The sequence below is a fragment of the Neobacillus oceani genome (genome assembly GCF_046237595.1).
GTDB lineage: Bacteria > Bacillota > Bacilli > Bacillales > Cytobacillaceae > Bacillus_D > Bacillus_D oceani.
This window is the reverse complement of record NZ_CP143543.1, coordinates 2,546,450-2,567,367: the sequence shown is the minus strand read 5'-3', so window position 1 is coordinate 2,567,367 and position 20,918 is coordinate 2,546,450. Positions and strand designations below refer to the sequence as shown.

Sequence of the window (20,918 nt, the reverse complement as noted above, 5' to 3'; positions counted from 1 at the left end):
TAAATTTTTTTCTTGAAATTTTATAATATTTTCACACTTTATTCATATTTTTAGTGTAAAATTGACTTATGGAAATGCCGGGAAGAGAAGGTGAACCGTATGGCTAAGCAAAAAATTACCGAATTGGTCAAAAAGTTAAGGAAATCGGGGATTAAAGCAAGCATTACAAAACCGAAAGCTGATTATTTATCAAACCTGCAGCATTTGAACAAAACTCCTTCTTCGGTCAACTAATTTAAAAGTTACGTCAAAAGCGGGTACCCTTCGCTGTAAGGGTGCCCGCTTTTCATTTGAATTTAATTTAGTTCATCCAGAATCGTGTTCAAGACATCATTCCGGTCAAATTCTTTCCCCATGGGGAATTTTTTGATGAATTTGTTGTTTTCATCCACTAAATACGTAAATGTCGTATGAATGAAAAATCCGTTGCCCGGATCCTTGTATTGGAATTGGAACGGTTCGGCCGCTTTCCTGATTTGTTCGTGGCTATTTTTTAAATTGTTTTTGTCGCCTGTAAGGAAAATCCAATTTCCGTCATTTGTTATTTCGAACGTGTCCATATACTTGGTCATTACCTCAGGGGTATCTCGGTATGGATCGATAGTAATGGTGATGAATTCAACCTTGTCGCCAAAAACGCCCTTTTCTTCCAGGTCTTTTTTCAAAGCGGCCATTTTCTGCGTTGTAGTAGGGCAGACATCCGGACAGTGAGTATAGATAAATTCTATCAGCTTGATTTTGGTTTTATCCTCGCCGAAACGGTAAGCTTTGTTTTCATGGGTAACCAATTCCACATCATCCGGAATTTTTGCCATTGCATCCCTGGCTTTAAAGAAACTGATACCGCCGACAATCCCCAATGCTATCGCAATTGCGCAAACAATAATCATTTTTTTCATGAGAAAAATTCCCTCCCTTTACCAAAGATAAAGGAGTTTCCCCTAAATGCATATGGATAATTTGTGAACAAGCATTTTTTCTAATAATTTCTTAATTAGTCAACATTGCAATACTCGATTGGGCAGTTGTCGCAATGGTTTTCCTTTTTCAAATAGCCGATATCATGGATAACAATCTTCCTTTTCCGGATGCTGATAATTCCCATCTTCTTTAAATCGGAAAGCATTCGGCTCACGATTTCCCTTGCCGTTCCGCAAAAATTGGCCAAATCCTGGGTTGTTAACGGCACATCGATTGTGATGCCATCCTCGCTAACAGCCCCATAACTGTTCGATAGCCTGATTAGGGTGGAATAGAGGGCGCCCTTTTTGCCATAAAGGACAAGGTCCTTGAACTTTGTCATCGTTTTGCGCATGTGGTCGTTCATCCATTTTAAAAACTCCAGGGCAAGTTTGCTGTTTTGGAAAAAAGCCCGCTCAAGGTCGCTAATGTTCAAGGCGGCAATCCTTGAGTCCTCGACAACCCGCGCGCTGAATATGTATTTGGGATCAATGGTGAAGAGGGTAAGTTCCCCAACAATATCATTTGTCCCTGATAGCCTGAGAAGCAGTTCTTGTCCGAATGGATTGATTTTTAAGATTTGGACCTTTCCTGAAAGAATTACGTATACCTCGTTTGCTTCCTGGCCTTCCCTGAATAAGTAGGCGCCTTTTGGGCAGTCGAAAGCTCTGTTCGCCGATTTAAGAAGTTCATTCAATTCATAAGAAAGAGAGGGTTTACCATTTTCGTTCACTGTTCTCACCCGTTTCGAAAAAATGGCTGTTCCTTTTTTTCATTTTATCTCATCAATACATCACAACAACCGAAGCTTTTTTACAAAAATAAGAACGATTAAGTGGTGTATTAATAATAAGAGGAGATTGGCGCATACTAAGGGGCGCAACTCTTCACAGGAAGGATATTCGTTAGGAGGAGGGAACAACATGTTTTTTGGGAAACGGCTTTCGAATGAAAAGGAAGAAGAACAATTGGTCAGCACTGAAATATACTCATGCAGCGATGACAGCTGCATTGGCTGGATGAGGAAGAATTTTGTTTCGGACGATCTTCTATGCCCTATGTGTGGAAGCTCAATGGATGCGCAGTTGAGGGATTTGCCAAAAATGTAAAAAGAGCTGGCTCCAGCTCTCTTTAAAGGTTTTCATTCTGCTGCCTGATTTCATCGCCTCTCAATAGTGCGTTCGCCTCTTCAATCTGCTTGTGCTCGTCGACCGAGTCACCCGGGATGCTTTCGGGATTTGGGAACGTGTCGCCTGTTTCAACGGTAAACGACGGTTTTTTAATTGCGGGGGCAGTGTACTTTGTGTTTTTCTCCATTTTGTTCAGCTCCTTGGAGATAAGCATTTACGTAGGGAGCTTTTTTTATTCCCATGTCATGAATGGCTTGTTTTGGCGTGTGGGTGAAAGGCTTTCCTTTGTTGGTAGCCCTTAAAAGTACCAAGTTCAATATTTAAGAGCATTTCCATTTCCTCAAGATCGGTCCGTCTTACCGGTGGGTCGGCTGGATTCCACTTGACCGTATAAATAAAATAGTACTCCTTTATTTGCCTGAAAATGACAGGTGAGAAGGGGAACTGATCGAACATTGCTTTTATATTGTATTTCTTAGTATAAGCCCAGCTAACGAGCCTCATAAAAAAATCTCCCTTTAAGATGGTTTTAGTATTATTTAAACATCATAAGGGATTTTTAAACAGCATTAAATGGCCGGTTCCGCATTCATTAAGCGAAGCCGGCCATTTTTATAAGGCGAATTGCCTTCCTCCGCAATTGGAAGGCCTACCTTAATCCTTCTGTTTTGTACGACAGGAATCACATTCACATAGATAGGATTCCGCCTGCTCCTGGATGGCGCACCCGCACATTGCACATTCCTTCTGCGGAAGATTGCGGAAAAATTCGATTGGATTGACCAGCATTGTATGAACTCTCCTTTTATATGACAGATTGGTGATTTATTCCCTTTTATAATACAGTTTAATCATGTTTTTGGATTTGGTGACACTTTTTTTTGGACAAAGATGTTGGGAAACAGGAAAATAGACTTTTTCTATATAAAATTTACTATGAATATAGGAAAAAATAGAGGTATTTGGTAAGATTCAATCGGATGCTTTATTAAATTCTCCTTTTGTGCTTCCTTAAATGTGAACTTTCTATTACAATTGTATTATAAATGTCAAAAAAACTGGGGTTGGTACTTGACAATGGAAAATTTGACGTTCAGTCCTGTTTTGCTCATTTTCGCAATCGCCTTAACGATGATGGCTTCCTATACAGCATTGGATATGTTTACCCTTATCCAATCTTCAAAAAAAAATAAAGGTTTTTTATTTATTGGCGGAACCTTTTCGATGGGAATCGGGATTTGGGTGATGAATTTCCTTGGACTTTTATCGGAGGACATGAATAGATTTGCAACTTACCAGATTCCGCTTACCCTGCTCTCGATGGTCATTGGCATTTCGCTGACCGGTATGGCGTTTGTTTCATTAACGGTCAACAAAGTTAAATTAAGCAGCATCTTATTTGGCAGCCTATTTTTGACGATGGCGGTTTTTTCAATCCATATCATTGGCATGTATTCGATGAAAATCAGCATCGGCTTTAATCCAATCATTTTTATCGTTTCCGGTTTATTGATTTTTTGCTCATTTTTATTTTCGCTCTGGATGTTGTTTTATTCGAAAAATTTTAATAAGGGAAATTCGGCCTGGCTGAAACCTGTAAGTGCCGGGATCATTACCGCCGCTGTTGCCCAAGGCCATTTCCTGTTAAAGCGGGCATCAAGCATTGGAGAAGCACCTGTGGCCCAAAAAACGCTAATTCCGGATGACTCATTTATTTTCTACCTTGTCCTTTTTGTTTCCTTTTTGATTTTTGGCGGATTGATTATTTCAAGTACCCTAATTAGCAAAAAGCTCGCGGCAGCTGACAGCCATTTGAAGGATATATTGGCAGCGCTCGATGCATCGGCGATTGTCGGCATTACCGATAATGACGGAAATTTAATTGATGTTAATGACAAATTTCTTGAAATAACGAAATATACCAAGGAAGAAATAATCGGGAAAAACCATCGCTTGATGAACTCCGGCTACCATTCCAAGGAATTTTTCAAGGATCTGTGGGACACTGTCCAGGCAGGGGAAATTTGGCACGGAGAGGTATGCAATAAGGCAAAAGATGGTTCCCTTTATTGGGTTGATACGACGATTGTCCCTTTTCTTGATTCAAAGGGAAAACCTTATCAATACGTCTCAATTCGCTCGGATATCACCGACCGTAAGAAGGCGGAAGAAGAGCTTCTGGAACGGCATAAAGAAATCAGTGATATTACGTTTGCTCTTAACCAATCATCAATTGTGGCAATCACCGATTCAAGAGGCATAATCATGAGTGTGAACGACAAATTCTGTGAAATCTCCAACTACAGCCGTGAAGAGCTGATTGGCCAAGATCACCGGATATTGAACTCCGGAACACATCCAAAGGAATTTTTTATGGATTTGTGGAGGACTATCGGCAGCGGAAAGGTTTGGAAAGGGGAAATCTGCAACAGGGCAAAGGACGGAAAGCTTTATTGGGTCGACACGACCATCGTTCCGTTCCTGAATAAAAAGGGAAAGCCGTATCAATATATTGCAATCCGGTCGGACATCACGAATAGAAAGACCGCCGAGCAGAATCTGAAAAACTCCCTTAAGGAAATCAGCGATTATAAATTCGCTCTCGACGAGTCATCTATCGTAGCGATTACGGATGCACGAGGAAAAATTATCAGCGTGAATGATAATTTCTGTGTAATTTCCAAATATTCAAGGGAGGAACTGATTGGGCAGGACCACAATCTCCTAAACTCGGGACTCCATCCAAAAGAGTTTTTCAAAGACCTCTGGCGGACAATCGGCCAGGGAAATGTTTGGAAAGGCGAAATCAGGAACCGGGCCAAAGACGGCTCTTTCTATTGGGTAGACACGACGATTGTACCGTTCCTTGACGAGAAAGGGAGACCTTATCAGTATGTGGCAATCCGCAATGATATCACAGAACGGAAGAAGACAGAGGAAATGCTGCACAGGCAGGATAAGCTTGCCGCTGTTGGCCAGCTTGCAGCAGGCGTAGCCCACGAAATCAGAAATCCACTTACCTCAATGAGGGGATACGCAGAATTCCTGCAACTGGATGAACGAGACCCTGAAAGGCTGGAATTTTTAAATATCATCTTAGATGAAATTGAACGGGTGAATGGGATTGTCGAAGACTTCATGGTGCTCGCAAAACCGAAGGCAGTGGAACTGGAGGAGAAAAACGTTGTTCCAGTCATCAGTACTGTCCTGTCGCTGCTTGAATTTGAAGCACGCAAAAAGAACGTCAAGCTATTTTTCGACAATTCGCATGATATTATCCAGATCGAATGTGATGAAAATAGGCTGAAACAAGTTTTCCTTAATTTTGTTAAAAATGGAATTGAGGCAATGCCGAATGGCGGGGAACTCCATGTAAAAACGAGCATCCAGGATAACCAGGTGCAAATCGCGATCCAGGATACGGGAGTAGGTATCCCTGAGGAGAAACTTAAAAAACTCGGCGAACCATTCTACACAACAAAGAAAAACGGAAACGGGCTTGGCCTCATGGTAAGCTTCAAGATAATTGAAAGCCACAACGGGAAGGTGTTTGTGGAAAGCGAGCCCAATAAAGGGACAACGTTCAATATTGTCCTTCCAGCAAAAACTGCGTGATTTTTCTCAAGGGGGAATGGCTAGGCCATCCCCTTTCTCTTCAAACAATGTTGAAACCGCTTTCATATCTTTTGGTATTTTTCATAAAGATGACAAAATATCCCCATCAATTTTGCCCAAGCGGCAAGGGAAATGAATTAATATGTTTATATAAGGTTCTATGTTAAAAATGGAGGGATCTGAATGGGAATCCAAAACCTTGTAAAAACCGTCTGTGGATATTGCGGTACCGGCTGCGGCCTCGTTGTCGAAGTTCAAGATAATAGGATTGTAAAAATTCGCGGCGACAAGGACGCGCCTGTCAATAAAGGGCAAACATGCGTTAAGGGCTCGTTTGCCTATGAATATGTACATGCGCCAAATCGATTGAGTTCACCGCTTATAAGAAAAGGCGGGCAGTTGGTCAAGGCAACCTGGGATGAGGCATTAGGCTTTATCGCTAATAAGCTTGGCTCCATCAAATCGGAGTGGGGGCCTGAATCCATTTCCATGTTTGCATGCGCGAGGACAACGAATGAATCGAACTACATTACGCAGAAATTCATGAGGACTGTAATAGGCAGCAACAATATTGATGGCTGTAACCGAACCTGACACGCTCCGAGTGTTGCCGGTCTGGCAACTGTGTTTGGAAGCGGTTTCCCAACAAACACCCTGGAAGATTTCGAAAAAGCCGAAGTTTTATTGCTAATGGGCTCGAACACGAGCGAGGCTCATCCCATCATTGCGAACCGGATTAAAAAGGCTGTAAAATCCGGCTTGAAAATGATTGTCATTGATCCACGCAAAATCGATATGGTGAAATCAGCCCACCGCCATCTGCAAATCAATGTAGGATCGGATATCGCGCTAATCAATGCCTTTCTTCATGTCATCCTTAAGGAAGGGCTCTATAGCGAGGATTTTATCGGAAGGCATACAGAAGATTTTGAAGTATTGCAAAAAAGGGTTGAAATGTATACACCTGAGTATTCCGCTTCCATAACGGGTGTTCCCGCAGAAGATATTGTCGCGACTGCGAAGGAATATGCATCAGCTAACGGAGCGATGATCGCCTATACGCTTGGAATTACGGAACATCATTGCGGAGTGAACAATGTGTTTGATATTGCTAACCTTGCCCTTTTGACAGGGAATATCGGCAAGGAAGGCAGCGGCATCATGCCTTTGCGAGGGCAAAACAATGTCCAGGGAGCAGGTGACATGGGCTGCCTGCCAAATCAGCTGCCCGGAGCCATGAGCCTCGTGAATGCCGCTTATAGGGAAAGGTATGAAAACGAGTGGGGGGTCAGGCTGAATCCACAGGCTGGCGACACTCAAACTAGGACTTTCGACCGGATTGAGGACGGCGGAATTAAGGCCCTCTATGTTATTGGAGAGAACCCGCTTCTTGCGGATGTCCATATGAACCATACTCGAAAGCTTTTAGAAAAGCTGGATTTGCTCATTGTCCAGGATATTTTCCTGACTGAAACAGCCGAACTCGCGGATGTTGTCCTGCCAGCCCGTTCATGGGGTGAGGTGGATGGGACTTTTACAAACACCGACAGGAGAATCCAACGGACCCGCAAGGCCGTAGACGGCCATCCAGATACGAAGGAAGATTGGGAAATCCTTTGTGAACTATCCACGATGATGGGTTACCCAATGAGTTACAATTCAAGCGAAGAGATTTGGAATGAGGTCCGGAAGCTCGCCTGGGAAATGTATGGCGGCATCTCCTATGAGAGGCTTGAACAGGAGTATTCAATCCATTACCCATGCCCAGATGAGAACCATCCGGGAACATTCGTCATGCATGAGCGGTTCCATTCTGATTCAGAGCCTGAAAGGAAGGCTCCATTCGTACCTGTCGATTATACCGAACCACTTGAGCTTCCGGATGAGGAGTATCCCTTTACCCTCACGACTGGTAGGCGGTATGAATCGTACAATACCCATACGCAAACGCGCTACTATGCTTCCGGAGTAAAAATTAAACAGACCGAAGAGACAATCGATATCCATCCAGAGGATGCTACGAAGCTTGGAATCGCCGATGGAGATGTCGTCCGTGTTTCATCCCGTCGCGGTGAATTGACCGTAAAGTGCAAAATAACCGAGCAGGTTGTACCGGGCCTTGTGTTCATGAGCTTCCATTGGCATGAAACGCCAACGAACATTTTGACCTTGAACGAGTATGACCCTATTTCGGGAACAGCTGAATACAAAGCCTGCGCTGTCGCCATTCAGCCAGTGTAGGAAAAAGTGGGGGCAGAGGAATCTGCCCCTTTTTGGTTCTTTAGGAAATTTTAAAATGAAACCTTGTGGATAACTCGAAATAAGTTATTGTAATCCAGCTCCAGCGCCTAGCCCCTCGAGGTCATAAGCCGGTTCCCTCCGGAGGGCAGGCCCGTCCTGCGGGCCCCGTCTTATGCTTGTCGGGGCTGACCAAGGCGCTTGCGCATTTTGTTCTTCGTGAAAACGTAAACAAAAGACCAATCCGGAATCTTTTTTTAATTCAATTTTTCCTCTACTCTATTACATTGAAAATTTCTGCTGCCCGCCCTCGGAATTTGGCTTTTTCAACTGAAATCCTACCGTCCGCTTCCATACTTGGTATATTCACCCTTAAATTTGATTGTTTTCAGAAAATTGTTTCAATTGGTTACCTTAACGTAAAGTTTTAGTCATTCTTGTTACTAAAATATCATCCGACTGTTCTTGGGATTTGGTTTTTTCATGATAACATGAACATTGTGAGTTTGATATAACAACTAGGAGGTACAGGGAATTGAAGAAAACGTTAGGGAGCTTTATGATCGCGGCAGCAATTTCCGGTACATTTGCAGCCAGCACACAGGCGGAAGAAATTGTTGTCAAAAAAGGAGATACGCTTTGGGGGCTTGCTGAAGTACATAATACAAGCATCGAAAACATTAAAGCGTGGAACGGCCTGGAGGCTGAAACCATTTATGCCGGAGAAACGCTGAATATTTTTCCAAAACGTATATACGAGGTTAAAATCGGCGATACATTATGGGGAATTGCTTCATCCCACAATGTTGACCTTCAAGACCTTATTAATTGGAACGACCTGAAAGGTGATTTAATCCATCCGGGGATGCAGCTTGCCATCGAAGAATCTAGTACTGCATCAGCTGAGCCTCCACAAGCGCAACAGCCAGCCGCTGTAAAAAAGGCAGCTCCGGCTCCGGCAGCGCAACCTGTTTCTGCTTCGGCTGCGGATAAAAAGGAAACTCGTACAGCCGCGCCACAAACGAGTGGCCAGGAACTTGTCGTAACAGCGACAGCCTATACGGCGTCCTGCAATGGATGCAGCGGTATCACTGCTACTGGCATAGACCTTAAGAGTAATCCTGGGGCAAAAGTGATATCCGTTGACCCATCGGTTATTCCACTCGGCTCCAAAGTATATGTTGAAGGATACGGCTATGCTGTAGCCGGCGACACTGGCGGAGCAATTAAAGGAAATAAAATTGATGTTTTCATTCCATCACGTGATGCAGCTTTGAAGTGGGGCGTCAAGAGTGTTAAAGTCAAAATACTTGATTAAATAATGAAACCGCCGAGAGGCGGTTTTTTTCTAAAATCAAAAAGCCGGGCAGTGTTGCCCGGCTTTTTGCTATGTTCGCCTAATTAGGAAGCCTGTTTTAAAGCGAGAACAGCGCTCTTTCTCTGATAGTAGAACCAGTTCAATATGAAAGAGATAACGTAGAAAACAATAAAGAAGTAAAACGCTGTTACTGGAGTACCGGTCGTATTCACGGACCATCCGAATAATTTTGGAATAAAGAATGAGCCGTAAGCCGCAAACGCAGCAGTGAAACCGAGTACAGGAGCGGCTTCCTTCGGTATGAAAATGCCAGGGATCATTTGGAACGTCGAGCCGGATCCGATCCCGGATGCGACGAATAGCACCAGGAAGGAAGCCAGGAATCCCGAGAATTGTTTTTGGCCGAGGAAGAAAATGACTCCTCCAGCCCCGATCGCCTGGACGATTAAGACATAAGCTGTAACTATCGCGCCGCCAAGCTTATCAGCAATCCAGCCGCCGACCGGCCTTGCAGAAGCTGCAAGAAGAGCGCCAAGGAAAGCAAGAGATACATGCTCAGGGAACTGTGATCTCAATAGGAGCGGGAACGCCGCTGAATAGCCGATAAATGAACCAAATGTTGCAATATAGAGAACGGTCATAATCCATGTATGCTTTCTTTTTACAATAACAAACTGATCGGATACCGATTGTTTCGCAGCTGGAAGGTTATCCATTCCGAAATAGGCGGCGATTGTCAAGATCGCAATTGGAATGACCCAGATGAATGCGGCGTTTTGCAAGTATACCTGAGATCCGTCCGGCAATGTTTGTGAGCCGCCAATCAGGGCGAAGGTGCCAGATGCGATTATAAGCGGGGTAATAAACTGGACAACGGAAACGCCCATGTTGCCAAGACCGCCGTTTATGCCAAGCGCTGTTCCTTTTTCTTTTTTAGGAAAGAAGAAGGAAATGTTTGCGGTTGAGGATGAGAAGTTACCGCCACCAAGTCCGCAAAGCGCAGCCAATAAAAGCATGACACCAAATGGCGTATCGGGATTTTGCACAGCGAATCCGATTCCGATAGCCGGGATTGCAAGAACTGCGGTTGAAATGACCGTCCAATTCCTGCCCCCGAATTTACCGACAGCGAACGTATAAACAAAGCGCAATGTGGCACCTACTAGCCCGGGTATTGCGGCCAGCGTGAACAATTGTTCTTCGGTGAATTGAAAGCCGATATCATTCAGCCGCACCGCTACCACCGACCAGATTTGCCAGACGATGAATGCGAGCATGAGTGAAGGGACCGAAATCCACAAATTCCTCCTCGCATGTTTCTTACCTTCCTTTTTCCAAAAATCCTCGTTTTCAGGATTCCAATTCGTTATTCTCGCCATGCAAATTTCCCCCTTTGGTATAATCCAATTAACACTATGTTGGTACTGACAATGTAATCATAAGGTGATGTTACCATCAGAAATGTGATGTTTGTCACTCGGTTTTTGAAGGATTTGTGAAAACGGGGATGAGTTCATAAAGTTGTAAAATCTTCGGAAAAAGGACGGGATTTTGTTTTTAGCCGACCCGGTCCGGGTAAACTAGTTTTATAACAGACAGAAAGGAAGATTGCTATGATATGGACAATTATCGGCTTATTGGTCCTTTTCTGGATCATCGGATTGGTGTTCGAAGTTGCCGGAGGACTAATTCATTTACTACTTGTCGCGGCAGTCATTGTCTTTTTGTTCAACCTCTTTAAAAATAAAGCGACGCGCTAGAAAGAAAGCAAGATGCCGCATCCGGCAGGATGCGGCATCTTGCTTTTACTTCCTTTGACACAGGCTTGCAAATTTGCGGCATTAAATACATTTAGAATTTGAATACTAGGAGGGTAGGTGGAAAAACGGGTCAAATCTAAATTGAAATTTTTCTTGGCAATCTTATTGCCAGATTAATGATTAAAAAGGTACCCCGTGTGGTAAACCAAACCGAAGAAGCAAGGAGTTTAAAGGAATGTATTCGAGGCCAGCCCTGCGTTGCCAAGGTTGGGCTTTCGCGGGTTGCCATCGTCGCTTCTAACTTTATTTCATTCATCATGCTTGCTGGACATAGCAAGATCGTTGAAAATGGATCTTGCGATTAATTAACGGATAGGATTTATACTTTATCGTGTAGGAGATTATGATAGGCTAGGAAGATTGTAAGGAGTGCATGCATTTGGTTAAACAATATGCAGTAATCGGTTTGGGAAGATTCGGGATCAGCCTTGCTGGAAGTTTATTTGGAGCCGGCCAGGAGGTACTTGGCGTGGATATAAACGAAGAACGGGTTGAAGAAGCGCAATCGGCTGTCACGCATGCCGTCATCGCCGATTCCACAGATCCTGAAGCACTCAAATCAATAGGGATCAGAAATTTTGATACCGTTATAGTAGCTATTGGAAATGACATACAGGCTAGCATTCTGACCGTCCTGCTTTTAAAAGAACTGGGCGTGAAGAAAGTGATCGCCAAGGCAATCAACAAGCTCCAGGGGCAGGTGCTGGATAAAGTTGGCGCCGACTGGGTCATTTTCCCAGAACGTGACATGGGTGAAAGGGTTGCCCATATGCTTCTGTCCCCAAATGTCCTTAATTTTATTGAATTATCGAAGGAGTACAGTGTGGAAGAAATCAAGGTACCGGCATCGATGACAAACCAATCGTTAAGGGAGCTGGATTTGCGGGCAAGGTACAATCTGAGTGTGATTGCCATCAGGCATGGACGGAATATTAATATCTCCCCATCACCTGATGAAATTATAGAGGAAGGCGATGTACTTGTTGTCATTGGCGGGAACCGGGATCTTGAGCGGTTTGCCAATCTTTAGTAGAAGGGTTTTAGCGGATGCTAAAAGGGCATCCGCTCTTTTTTTTTCCCATAATCAGGATGGATGGGGTAAAATAAGGTATAGACAGAAAATTAACATAAAGGGGAACTCACACGTTATTGATCTAAGAAGCGACACTGTTACAAAACCGACCGAAGAGATGAGGAAGGCGGCTTACCTTGCTGAAGTTGGCGATGATGTAAACGGGGAAGACCCTACTGTGCGGAAGGGATCTTATGCGGAACGTTTGGCCAAGGCATCGTCCGTTTGGTAACCAACTATGGGGTAAGCGAGCAGGATATCCGTACCGCAATTTCAGCGATAGAAAGACTTTCATAAAATAGAAAAAAGATTGGGGAGAAAGTGGGTTTGATTATCAATACAAGGTCAAGTGATGAGCGAAAAGTCACAATGGTTGCCATAACAATTATTCTATACATTAGCAGTTTTTTTGTCCCTTTCGTTGTTGTTGCGTCAATACATAGCATGTATTTTTTTAAGCGTGAATATTGGTTCTTTGAGACCCCGCCAAGTGCATACATCGGGTTCATGGCAGGAATGCTTCTTTCTGCTGTATTGTTCACCTTCTATTTGCTGGCTGCGTGGAAATGGGGGAGCAGAAAGCTGGGGATTGCCCTGCTTGCTAGCCAACTCTTTACCATACCTGTCTATATTGGCTCGGTCGACAATTATTACTTTGCCACAGAAGAAGGGCTATATTTCAATAAGTTGGCTGGATTGGGCGTGAAAAAATACGCGTGGACGGATATGGAACGAGTAAAAATCGTATACCGCCATTCAAACGGCTCCGTCCGTCTCGATCAATACAAGTTTATCAATAAGGATGGGGAAGAACTATCGATACCTTATACGCCAGACATGGCCGAAAGCCAATGGAGGATAGATGGGGTAATAAAGCATTTTAAACTAGTGGTTACGGATAATTATGATGATCCTATAATGGATTGAAAAATGAGAGGAATTCCGATATGGGAATTCCTCTTTTGTTTTCATTATCCGCCGTCAATTAAAATCGGCCGAAGAGCGTTTGTTTGGCTTATAAATATGAATGCGTCATACCTCATCGAAATGGAAGAAGGCACATAGTTTCCGAATTGTTCGAAACGGGGATCATAAACAACGCCAATCGCCCTATGGCCAATTTCTTTTATAAACTCTTTTCTGTTTTCATCCGTAAAAATTATCAGCTTGTCCTCATCCCCCGCCTGGAACAATTCATCCTCCCAACTGAAGGCTTGGGCGGGGGGCACTTCCATTACTTTTACGGGAGCTCCCCACTGGTCAGCCGCAATAACAGTCCCGTGATGGGTGCCGAATCCGCAAATGAAAACATCTTTTGTTCCATGCTGTTCCCTAACAATTTGGCCGACATTAACCATGCCTACCCTTTGCATATCCGTAGCCCGGGCGTCGCCGACATGCGTATTGTGCTCCCACACGATAGCCTTAGCGTCTTTCCCATGGAAGTTCATTATTGAATTCAGGGTTTCGACCATATGGGCATCACGCGTATTCCAGGACCCCGCGTCACTCATAACCATCAACCTGTAGTATTGCTCGGCATTTCGGGCGACTAGTGCATTGACCTCAAGGCTGAGAGCATTTTCAGGTTCCAGTTTTTCCTGCCGGACGCTTTTCCTTATCGATGCCAGAAGTTCGACCACTTCACTCCTGCACCCGTCAGATAAATAGCCTGCGGACATCGCATACGTTTCATTGCTGCGGTTAAAAGGCTCGAAGCAGGAAAATGCATCGATTGCAGCCTGCAAGTCAGGGGAGTTTATCTTTTTTAGGTAATTTACGATTTCATCCATTGATTCCCAGAGGCTATAGACATCAAGGCCGTAAAATCCAACTTTTTGATTATTCGGTACCGTCTTGTTATAGTCCTTTAACCAGCCAACAAGTTCGGCGATCTCCTTATTCGCCCACATCCAGGTAGGCCATCGATGAAAAACCTTCAGGGCTTCCTCAGGGCTTCTTTTATTTTCATCATCTTTAATATATGAATTGATCGCCTGGCATGCCGGCCAGTCTCCCTCAACCGCTATGAATCTGTATCCGTGTTCGGATATTAATTTTTTTGAAAGTTCCGCGCGCACCGAGTAGAATTCGGAGGTTCCATGGGAAGCCTCTCCAAGAAGGACAAACTTCGCTTTTGAGGCTTGATCTACCAATTCATCCAAGGCATCTTGTCCTTCTATTGGCCTCGACCATTTCATAATCGACTCCTTGAGTTCATTTCCCAAATCAAAGCCTCCTTTCCGGTTTAAGGTGAAAACGTTGTTGTAATCACAAGTATATTGTCAATTCATGCAGAAACAACAATTTGTATAGTAGCGCCTTTTGTCAGTCTTTGCGCTTGCCTGGGAAATAAAGATTTCCCAGATGTATGCTAAATTAATTGTTCATACACCTTATTAAGCTGTCCAGCGCGCTCTTCATCTTTTTCGTTTAAGGCATAGTCAATTTCTTCGGGAAGGATCGAATTTAGAAACTGAATTCCGCCTTCATCCAGATCCTCTGCGAATTGCTCTGCCGTTTGGTACTCGTTTTTCAGGAGATCAAAAAGCTTTTTGCCTTCGGAATGGCCTTCGGTATAGTTCGAGAGGATTTCCCTGAGATAAGCAAGAGATTGGTCCATTTGTGACATATTCTTTCCTCCTAATGATTAGTGTTCCTTTTATTCGAGCAGGGATAAAATAGGCTTTACGGCAGCAGCCAATGATGGGGCGCTTGCATCTGCTTTTGTCAAACCGGTCCCGATAAAAACCGTTTTGCATCCGGCTGCTTTGCCGGCTTCGATATCCCTTTCATGGTCTCCCACCATTACAGATTCCGTTAGGTTGATTCCATGCTTTTCTGCCAATGCGGCGAGCATACCCGGTTCAGGTTTCCGGCAGCCGCAGCCTGCATCCGGTTTATGTGGACAATAGGCGATATCGATGACCTTGCCGCCTCTTTCCTTAAGCATCGAGGTAAGCCGTTTATGAACTTTCTCCAGTTTTTCCTCAGTCATAAATCCAAGCCCGATACCACCCTGATTTGTAACAATGAACACGGGGTAGCCTGCCTCGGTAAGTTCTGCAACCGCTTCCGCCGCTCCGTCCAATAGAAATAGCTGGCGTGGATGATTGACAAATTTTACACGCTTCGTTAAAACTTCATTGAGGACTCCATCCCTGTCCAAAAAAACCGCTTTCTTCATTTTCAAAATGCCCCTTTTTAAAATGTAGCCATTGTTTCTTTACTATTATTGTTCCTTTTCGGTTTGGCGGTTAAACCGGGAATCATAAGCCAATATATTATTGCATTCCGTATTCCGTCAAAAAGTGGAATATTTGTCCTCCAATTAGGGAAATTAGAGGGATAGGAAACGACAACAAAGTGGGAAGGGGTGAGGCAATGCCTTCACCAGTTGTCCGGTCTTTGCCCAACTGGTTTACGATTGCAAATTTGCTTTGCGGGGTTTTCTCGATCATTTTGAATATGAACGGCCTTATTTTGTTATCGGCGCTCCTAATCTTTGCCTCCGCGCTCATGGACCTATTAGACGGAAGGATTGCTAGAAGGCTCAACGTGAATAGTGAAGTTGGAGTAGAGCTTGATTCCCTGGCGGATATTGTCAGTTTTGGCGTAGCGCCGGCATTGCTTGTGTATACACTTGCTCCAGATACAATGCTTACATCCTTTGCATTCACCTTCTATGCGGCGATGGGGGCTCTCCGCCTTGCACGATTCAGCGCAAGCCCAACAGTCGGCTATTTTATGGGAATACCCATCCCGCTTGCCGGAATGGTGATTGCGGGGATGGCACTTTTTGATTATAGCAATGCTTATATAACAATTCTCCTTGCCATCCTGATGGTCAGCCCAATCCGGGTTAAAAAATTTTAAACGAGGCAATCCATATTGGGTTGCCTCTTTGTTTGCTTTCACGACGCTTGTACTACTTTTCAGGTAAAACGAATAAAATGGAGCATAGAGGCCTTCAAGGCAAAGCAGGGATGGGGTATATGGGCAGATTTTTAAGAAAAAGCGCTATAGTAACGGCTGGCGGCCTCATCCAGGGGCTTGGTATGGGCCTTTTTTTGTTTCCGCATAACATTCCTTCAGGTGGTGCGGGAGGGCTTGCTGTACTGCTTCACCATTTTTTTCGCCTTGATATGGGGTTCGCCCTTTGGGTGGTTAATTTCTCCATGCTTGTCATTGCAATTAAATTCCTTGGCAACAGATGTACTGTATGGACAATGTTTGCCATAACGGTAACATCGTTTTCGATTTATTTTTCACAGAGGGGCATTACAATCCCTTACAGAAATGTTTGGGTTGATTTGGTGACAGGGTCATTGTTCCTTGGAGCCGGGGTAGGGCTTCTCTTGAGGCAGGGAGTGTCAAATGGGGGAGTCGGAGTTTTGGCTCTCATTATTTCTTCCATGCGCGGGACACTTCCCGGGCGGCCCCTTTTCTGGATTAATGGCTGTATTTTTCTCTTGACCGCGTCGATTATTAAATGGGAAATCATCATACAGGCGCTTCTTAGCCAATGGATTTCAACCAAAATTGTCGATGTTGTTTTTAGAATCCGCCTGTATGACGCTTACTCTTTTGCCTTCCGAAAAAAGTAAGGATTAGGTTAAATGTAATTGTAACGGAAGGAATATTTTGTTTTATCCTTTTCGTCACCCTTGTTGGGGACGTGGATCAAGGTAAGAGCAAGGATTCCAGCAATCAAGGTTAGAGCAGCGATCGTAAGGAACATCCCTGATCTCGTCCATTCCATCAACCGTGTAAATATCGGAGGGCCTATTGCGACACCAATGAAACGGACCGAACCATATAGAGAAGTGACAAATCCACGCCTTTCCTTTCCTACTGATCCTGTAATGAGGCTGTTCAAACATGGGAGGACAAGGCCGGTCCCAATACTGCTGAGGACCAGAACGAATAAAAATGGTATGAGTTTTTCAAAGAAAACAAGCAGGGCATAGGATACTGTCATCAATCCGAGCCCGATAACAATCAAACGCTTCATTGCAGCAGTATTTTTCCCAATCCTACTGCCGGTTAAGTAGGAGGTTCCGCCCATAACAAGCAGGGGAATTGCCAAAATCAATCCTTTTTTGACCCCGTCGATGCCGTATTGTTTTTCGAGGACATCCGATAGATAAAAAAGGATCCCGAATAGGGTGAATAGGCAGACCGCTCCAGCGAAATAAGCTGTTAATAGCCAGCGTCCTTCAAACTTGAAAACGCTGGCCAACCCCCTCATGTATTTGCCGAATGGCGGCGGCGCCTGACGATGGCTTTTTTCCTTTATAAAAAACAATGTAAGCGAAATAGATATTAAACAGATCGCAGGGAAAGCAAAAAACACCGCAAACCAGGCGAGAAGGCCGAAGAGTGCCCCGAGAATAGGCGAGAGGACTTTTCCAAGTCCATTCGACGCTTCCACAATCCCCAGAACCCTGCTTTGCTCCCCCCCCTTAAACAAATCCCCCGTTAGAGCCATTGCAATCGGGGCAGTCCCGGCCGCGCCAATTCCCTGCATGGTCCGCCCGGCTAGTATCCACCAATAGGCGCTCGGTAGACTGGTTGCCGCAAAACCCGCCAATAGCCCTCCGGCTCCATAAAGGATCAATGCGGGAAGGATGACGACTTTTCTTGAAAACCTGTCCGATAAATAGCCAAGGACTGGGATGAAGATTGCGGCAGCAATTGAAAAAACTGTAATGGTCATGCTTGTCTGAAGGGGAGTCAATCCAAGTTCTGCTTTCATTTGGGGGAGGATCGGGATGAGCATTGAATTTCCCAGTGTCATTATTAATGGAATTGAGCCTATTGCCGCGACCGTCATGCCGTTATTCTTACTTCCCACCGGGATACACATCCTTTTATTTTGAATGAATTTACTTCAAATTTAACGGAGGCAGAACAAGCCATCCCTTTTCCTTGATTATTGCTGCGAGTTTATCCGCGTACTCTGTTTTTTGTGTAAGGAAATCACTGAACATCTCACGAATATCCGCCCTTAAGGAGAGCCCCATAATATAGCTTGCCAGAACATTGGAACCCGTTATGTCTTTTGTTAAGAGCGCGGCAATTTCAGGATCGTTGAACCTTGCACCGGCGGGTATGTCTTCGGTTGCGACATTCGGCCTGTCCGGAGGCGCGGGGGGAAGGCGGATGCCATTTTCTTTCAATATCCCCTCAACCTGCTGTTCCTCCTGTTTAACACAATTCTCCATGAAATCCTCTATGAATACTTTAAGGTCGTGATCGCCCGAATGATTTGAAAAAACCTGCAAAGCGACAAGATATGCTTTTGTACCCAACAAATGCGACCACAAATGAAAAACTTCCCCTGCGTGTAAAGGTTCATCCTGGGGGTTTCCACTCATAATACTCATGGCTATCACTCCATTTTCTGCATGCTTCGATTAGTATTTGATCTATAACTGAAAATATAACATGAAATTTTTTACTATATTTTTAAAAAACCAATACACAAGTAAAAATAAAAACGGCTGCAAGCTGCAGCCGTTTTTATTGTGCCAAACGTCCTTATTGTTTCACTCCATAGAGAATGCAGGCAACTCCCGCGAACACCCATACCATTTTTACTAATGATACCTTTTCTACTATTCCAATTAAGCCAATAGTAGTTGTTGTCAATAGAATAAGCGGCCCGATTAATGCAAGGGAGCTGTTAATCAGCAATGCTTTTTCTACAGCATTGAACTTAATCATTAGGAGGGCTGCGAATATTTCTATTCCACCCGAGACTATCCGTAATAACGACATGGCCAGAACCGTTTTTTCAATCACCGTAAACATAAAGCCCTCCATCTTGGACGATGTTCTTTTTCAATATATGCCTTGGCAATAGGGATTAGTCCAATCCTACCGGTTGGGAACAAATTTTAGTGGACAGGAACGCTTCCTCTTAATTTTCATAGTTTAAAACAGGTAGACATATGCCCAAATTCTTTGAAAGGGAAGGAAACCATATGAGATTGTTTCGAGCAAAAGGGACTCTTTATTGGCTCCTCGCATTTTTTGCATCTTTCACTTTTCTCTCAGGATGTTCGGAAACAAAAAAAACAGATGAGAGGGCCAGCGCGGAGGAGAAAACAGTTAAAACCATTAGAATTGGATATCAAAAGAACGGCCCCCTTGTCATATTGAAATCGCTTGGCACACTTGAAAAATCACTTGAAAAACAAGGCGTTTCCGTAGAATGGAAGGAATTTCAGGCCGGGCCCGCCCTTGTCGAAGCACTGAATGCCGGAACGATTGACTTTGGAAGGACAGGGGATTCACCTCCGATATTTGCCCAGGCTGCAGGCGCTCCTTTTGTCTATATCGCGGCTGGGAAACCAAAGTTTAATGGAAGCGCAATATTGGTCAAGGATGATTCACCTATCAAATCAGTAAAGGATTTAAAAGGAAAAACGGTCGGATTCGCAAAAGGGTCGAGTTCGCATTATTTGCTCATTAAAGGATTGGAAAAAGCAGGGCTTTCCTATACAGATATCAAGCCCGCATTCCTAGCTCCAGGTGATGGAAGAGTGGCGTTTGAAAAAGGGAATATTGACGCATGGGTTGTCTGGGATCCCTTTACGTCAGCCGCGGAAATCGGTTCTGGCGCACGAATGCTAGTAAACGGTGAAGGGCTGACAACGGACAGAGACTTTTTCCTTGCAAGCACCACTTTTGCAAAGGAACATTCAAAGATTATTCACCAAATTCTAGAGGAAATTCAACGCTCATCAGAGTGGGCGAATACCCATCACGAAGAACTTGTTGCAATGCTTGCCCCGATTTTAAAGATTGATGAGCAATCGTTGGATGTTGCTGTAAAGCGGAGGGTGTATGGAGTGGATGAAATCAATGAGCAAATTATTCAAGAACAACAGGAAATCGCTGATACGTTCTTTAAGCTTGAAATAATTCCGAAAGAAATAAATGTAAGGGATGCCATGCAAAAATAGCAAGGGGAGGCATTTTATTTGAAAGCATTTTTGAAACGTATGTTGCCGTCAATCATTCCCTGGGCCTTTCCAATGTTCATACTTGCTTTCTGGCAGGTTTTTTCCTCCATGGGGTTGATCCCGACCAGAATTCTCCCCGCCCCTACCGATGTATTAAAAGCCGCATTTGCATTGCTTAAATCCGGTGAGCTTGCAGCGCACATCTGGGTTAGCCTCGGAAGGGCCGTGATCGGGTTCATCATTGGCGGGACAATCGGCTTTTTGCTAGGACTATTCAACGGGATATTTAAATTTTCCGAATTGCTTCTAGATACTTCGGTCCAAATGCTAAGGACAATCCCTCATCTGGCGCTTATTCCGCTTGTAATACTCTGGTTCGGCATCGATGAAACGTCGAAGATTTTTCTTGTGGCGCTTGGAGTTCTTTTCCCTATCTACATCAACACATTTCACGGGATTAAGTCTGTTGATAAAGGGCTGGTTGAAATGGGAAGGGCTTATGGCCTAAAGGGAACAAAGCTGTTTCTTACCGTTATTTTTCCAGGCGCGCTCTCATCAATACTTGTGGGTGTCCGTTTTTCACTTGGCGTTATGTGGCTGACGCTGATCGTCGCGGAAACAATTTCCGCCCAATCAGGCATCGGGTACATGGCAATGAATGCCCGGGAATTTTTCCAAATGGATGTTATTGTTTTAAGCATTCTCCTTTACGCGCTATTTGGCAAGCTATCCGATATAATAGCAAGGGCAATGGAAGGCAAATGGCTGCGATGGAACTCATAACAAGGAGGA

The 20,918-nt window shown here is 44.2% G+C and carries 24 protein-coding genes and 1 pseudogene; 13 read left to right on the top strand and 12 right to left on the bottom strand.

Annotation, left to right across the window (positions count from 1 at the left end):
- Positions 1-99: 99 nt before the first annotated feature.
- Positions 100-234, top strand: a complete 135-nt coding sequence (locus V1499_RS12810; protein ID WP_281272308.1) for a hypothetical protein — start codon at positions 100-102, stop codon at positions 232-234.
- A 62-nt stretch (positions 235-296) separates the two neighbouring features.
- Here V1499_RS12810 and V1499_RS12805 read toward each other — a convergent pair whose 3' ends face one another.
- Together V1499_RS12805 and V1499_RS12800 are read right to left on the bottom strand one after the other, a co-directional pair.
- On the bottom strand, positions 297-899 hold the full coding sequence (locus V1499_RS12805; protein WP_409270301.1) for an SCO family protein: 603 nt from the start codon (positions 897-899) through the stop codon (positions 297-299).
- A 95-nt stretch (positions 900-994) separates the two neighbouring features.
- On the bottom strand, positions 995-1,693 hold the full coding sequence (locus V1499_RS12800; protein ID WP_409270300.1) for a Crp/Fnr family transcriptional regulator: 699 nt from the start codon (positions 1,691-1,693) through the stop codon (positions 995-997).
- Between the two features lie 190 nt (positions 1,694-1,883).
- Here V1499_RS12800 and V1499_RS12795 point away from each other — a divergent pair, with 190 nt between their 5' ends.
- Complete coding sequence (locus tag V1499_RS12795) at positions 1,884-2,069, top strand: cold-inducible protein YdjO-related protein (RefSeq protein ID WP_409270299.1); 186 nt, start codon at positions 1,884-1,886, stop codon at positions 2,067-2,069.
- Positions 2,070-2,091: 22 nt separating this feature from the next.
- On the opposite strand, the gene V1499_RS12790 is transcribed toward V1499_RS12795, so the two are convergent.
- The 3 genes from V1499_RS12790 to yhfH form a co-directional block, all read right to left on the bottom strand.
- Entirely contained in the window at positions 2,092-2,277 is a 186-nt protein-coding gene (locus V1499_RS12790; protein WP_409270298.1) for a hypothetical protein, read from the bottom strand.
- Positions 2,278-2,333: 56 nt separating this feature from the next.
- Positions 2,334-2,594, bottom strand: a complete 261-nt coding sequence (locus tag V1499_RS12785) for a hypothetical protein (protein ID WP_409270297.1) — start codon at positions 2,592-2,594, stop codon at positions 2,334-2,336.
- Between the two features lie 150 nt (positions 2,595-2,744).
- Entirely contained in the window at positions 2,745-2,879 is a 135-nt protein-coding gene (yhfH, locus tag V1499_RS12780; RefSeq protein WP_409270296.1) for a protein YhfH, read from the bottom strand.
- A gap of 282 nt (positions 2,880-3,161) precedes the next feature.
- Between yhfH and V1499_RS12775 the strand changes: the two genes are divergently transcribed.
- The 3 genes from V1499_RS12775 to V1499_RS12765 all read left to right on the top strand — a co-directional run bounded on the left by V1499_RS12775 (position 3,162) and on the right by V1499_RS12765 (position 9,261).
- The gene (locus V1499_RS12775) at positions 3,162-5,705 is read left to right on the top strand and encodes a PAS domain S-box protein (RefSeq protein ID WP_409270295.1); all 2,544 of its coding nucleotides are present in this window, start codon (positions 3,162-3,164) and stop codon (positions 5,703-5,705) included.
- 183 nt (positions 5,706-5,888) lie between these two features.
- Positions 5,889-7,946, top strand: coding sequence for a formate dehydrogenase subunit alpha (gene fdhF, locus V1499_RS12770; RefSeq protein WP_409270294.1), 2,058 nt, complete (start codon positions 5,889-5,891; stop codon positions 7,944-7,946).
- A 532-nt stretch (positions 7,947-8,478) separates the two neighbouring features.
- Positions 8,479-9,261, top strand: a complete 783-nt coding sequence (locus tag V1499_RS12765) for a LysM peptidoglycan-binding domain-containing protein (RefSeq protein ID WP_409270293.1) — start codon at positions 8,479-8,481, stop codon at positions 9,259-9,261.
- Between the two features lie 83 nt (positions 9,262-9,344).
- Here the strand turns inward: V1499_RS12765 and V1499_RS12760 are convergent, their stop codons facing one another.
- Positions 9,345-10,640 (bottom strand): NarK family nitrate/nitrite MFS transporter, encoded by a 1,296-nt coding sequence (locus tag V1499_RS12760; protein ID WP_409270292.1) that lies wholly within the window; start codon positions 10,638-10,640, stop codon positions 9,345-9,347.
- A gap of 234 nt (positions 10,641-10,874) precedes the next feature.
- On the opposite strand from V1499_RS12760, the gene V1499_RS12755 reads away from it, so the two are divergent.
- The 4 genes and pseudogenes from V1499_RS12755 (at position 10,875) to V1499_RS12740 (ending at position 13,080) form a co-directional block, all read left to right on the top strand.
- Positions 10,875-11,021 carry a lmo0937 family membrane protein gene (locus tag V1499_RS12755; protein ID WP_316569972.1) on the top strand — a complete coding sequence of 49 codons (147 nt, stop codon included), beginning with the start codon at positions 10,875-10,877 and terminating at the stop codon, positions 11,019-11,021.
- A 439-nt stretch (positions 11,022-11,460) separates the two neighbouring features.
- On the top strand, positions 11,461-12,111 hold the full coding sequence (locus V1499_RS12750; RefSeq protein ID WP_409270291.1) for a potassium channel family protein: 651 nt from the start codon (positions 11,461-11,463) through the stop codon (positions 12,109-12,111).
- Between the two features lie 97 nt (positions 12,112-12,208).
- Positions 12,209-12,379 (top strand): annotated as a pseudogene (locus V1499_RS12745) (beta-eliminating lyase-related protein); the annotation flags it as partial.
- Between the two features lie 101 nt (positions 12,380-12,480).
- Entirely contained in the window at positions 12,481-13,080 is a 600-nt protein-coding gene (locus V1499_RS12740) for a hypothetical protein (RefSeq protein ID WP_409270290.1), read from the top strand.
- Positions 13,081-13,124: 44 nt separating this feature from the next.
- Here V1499_RS12740 and V1499_RS12735 read toward each other — a convergent pair whose 3' ends face one another.
- The 3 genes from V1499_RS12735 to V1499_RS12725 form a co-directional block, all read right to left on the bottom strand.
- Entirely contained in the window at positions 13,125-14,381 is a 1,257-nt protein-coding gene (locus V1499_RS12735) for an erythromycin esterase family protein (RefSeq protein ID WP_409270289.1), read from the bottom strand.
- Between the two features lie 146 nt (positions 14,382-14,527).
- Entirely contained in the window at positions 14,528-14,776 is a 249-nt protein-coding gene (locus tag V1499_RS12730) for a sporulation protein (protein WP_409276293.1), read from the bottom strand.
- A gap of 39 nt (positions 14,777-14,815) precedes the next feature.
- Positions 14,816-15,364: a D-glycero-alpha-D-manno-heptose-1,7-bisphosphate 7-phosphatase gene (locus V1499_RS12725; protein WP_409276292.1), complete on the bottom strand. Its 549-nt coding sequence runs from the start codon at positions 15,362-15,364 to the stop codon at positions 14,816-14,818.
- A 173-nt stretch (positions 15,365-15,537) separates the two neighbouring features.
- On the opposite strand from V1499_RS12725, the gene pssA reads away from it, so the two are divergent.
- Positions 15,538-16,029, top strand: a complete 492-nt coding sequence (gene pssA, locus V1499_RS12720) for a CDP-diacylglycerol--serine O-phosphatidyltransferase (RefSeq protein WP_409270288.1) — start codon at positions 15,538-15,540, stop codon at positions 16,027-16,029.
- Positions 16,030-16,148: 119 nt separating this feature from the next.
- Complete coding sequence (locus tag V1499_RS12715; protein ID WP_409270287.1) at positions 16,149-16,760, top strand: YitT family protein; 612 nt, start codon at positions 16,149-16,151, stop codon at positions 16,758-16,760.
- 8 nt (positions 16,761-16,768) lie between these two features.
- On the opposite strand, the gene V1499_RS12710 is transcribed toward V1499_RS12715, so the two are convergent.
- The 3 genes from V1499_RS12710 to V1499_RS12700 form a co-directional block, all read right to left on the bottom strand.
- Entirely contained in the window at positions 16,769-18,022 is a 1,254-nt protein-coding gene (locus V1499_RS12710; protein WP_409270286.1) for an MFS transporter, read from the bottom strand.
- Positions 18,023-18,041: 19 nt separating this feature from the next.
- Positions 18,042-18,542 carry a DUF3231 family protein gene (locus V1499_RS12705; RefSeq protein ID WP_409270285.1) on the bottom strand — a complete coding sequence of 167 codons (501 nt, stop codon included), beginning with the start codon at positions 18,540-18,542 and terminating at the stop codon, positions 18,042-18,044.
- 154 nt (positions 18,543-18,696) lie between these two features.
- Positions 18,697-18,969, bottom strand: a complete 273-nt coding sequence (locus tag V1499_RS12700) for a YqhV family protein (protein ID WP_409270284.1) — start codon at positions 18,967-18,969, stop codon at positions 18,697-18,699.
- A gap of 173 nt (positions 18,970-19,142) precedes the next feature.
- Here V1499_RS12700 and V1499_RS12695 point away from each other — a divergent pair, with 173 nt between their 5' ends.
- Together V1499_RS12695 and ssuC are read left to right on the top strand one after the other, a co-directional pair.
- A complete protein-coding gene (locus V1499_RS12695; protein WP_409270283.1) occupies positions 19,143-20,126 on the top strand; it encodes a sulfonate ABC transporter substrate-binding protein in 984 nt (327 codons plus the stop codon).
- Positions 20,127-20,165: 39 nt separating this feature from the next.
- Positions 20,166-20,909: an aliphatic sulfonate ABC transporter permease SsuC gene (ssuC, locus tag V1499_RS12690; protein WP_409276291.1), complete on the top strand. Its 744-nt coding sequence runs from the start codon at positions 20,166-20,168 to the stop codon at positions 20,907-20,909.
- The last annotated feature ends 9 nt before the right edge of the window (positions 20,910-20,918 follow it).

Bases quoted from the DNA above. Each gene is read 5' to 3' on its own strand.
- V1499_RS12810 (WP_281272308.1), top strand. From the start codon at position 100: ATGGCTAAGCAAAAAATTACCGAATTGGTCAAAAAGTTAAGGAAATCG.
- V1499_RS12805 (WP_409270301.1), bottom strand. From the start codon at position 899: ATGAAAAAAATGATTATTGTTTGCGCAATTGCGATAGCATTGGGGATT.
- V1499_RS12795 (WP_409270299.1), top strand. From the start codon at position 1,884: ATGTTTTTTGGGAAACGGCTTTCGAATGAAAAGGAAGAAGAACAATTG.
- V1499_RS12790 (WP_409270298.1), bottom strand. From the start codon at position 2,277: ATGGAGAAAAACACAAAGTACACTGCCCCCGCAATTAAAAAACCGTCG.
- V1499_RS12785 (WP_409270297.1), bottom strand. From the start codon at position 2,594: ATGAGGCTCGTTAGCTGGGCTTATACTAAGAAATACAATATAAAAGCA.
- yhfH (WP_409270296.1), bottom strand. From the start codon at position 2,879: ATGCTGGTCAATCCAATCGAATTTTTCCGCAATCTTCCGCAGAAGGAA.
- V1499_RS12760 (WP_409270292.1), bottom strand. From the start codon at position 10,640: ATGGCGAGAATAACGAATTGGAATCCTGAAAACGAGGATTTTTGGAAA.
- V1499_RS12755 (WP_316569972.1), top strand. From the start codon at position 10,875: ATGATATGGACAATTATCGGCTTATTGGTCCTTTTCTGGATCATCGGA.
- V1499_RS12730 (WP_409276293.1), bottom strand. From the start codon at position 14,776: ATGGACCAATCTCTTGCTTATCTCAGGGAAATCCTCTCGAACTATACC.
- pssA (WP_409270288.1), top strand. From the start codon at position 15,538: ATGCCTTCACCAGTTGTCCGGTCTTTGCCCAACTGGTTTACGATTGCA.
- V1499_RS12715 (WP_409270287.1), top strand. From the start codon at position 16,149: ATGGGCAGATTTTTAAGAAAAAGCGCTATAGTAACGGCTGGCGGCCTC.
- V1499_RS12710 (WP_409270286.1), bottom strand. From the start codon at position 18,022: ATGTGTATCCCGGTGGGAAGTAAGAATAACGGCATGACGGTCGCGGCA.
- V1499_RS12705 (WP_409270285.1), bottom strand. From the start codon at position 18,542: ATGAGTATTATGAGTGGAAACCCCCAGGATGAACCTTTACACGCAGGG.
- V1499_RS12700 (WP_409270284.1), bottom strand. From the start codon at position 18,969: ATGTTTACGGTGATTGAAAAAACGGTTCTGGCCATGTCGTTATTACGG.
- V1499_RS12695 (WP_409270283.1), top strand. From the start codon at position 19,143: ATGAGATTGTTTCGAGCAAAAGGGACTCTTTATTGGCTCCTCGCATTT.
- ssuC (WP_409276291.1), top strand. From the start codon at position 20,166: ATGTTGCCGTCAATCATTCCCTGGGCCTTTCCAATGTTCATACTTGCT.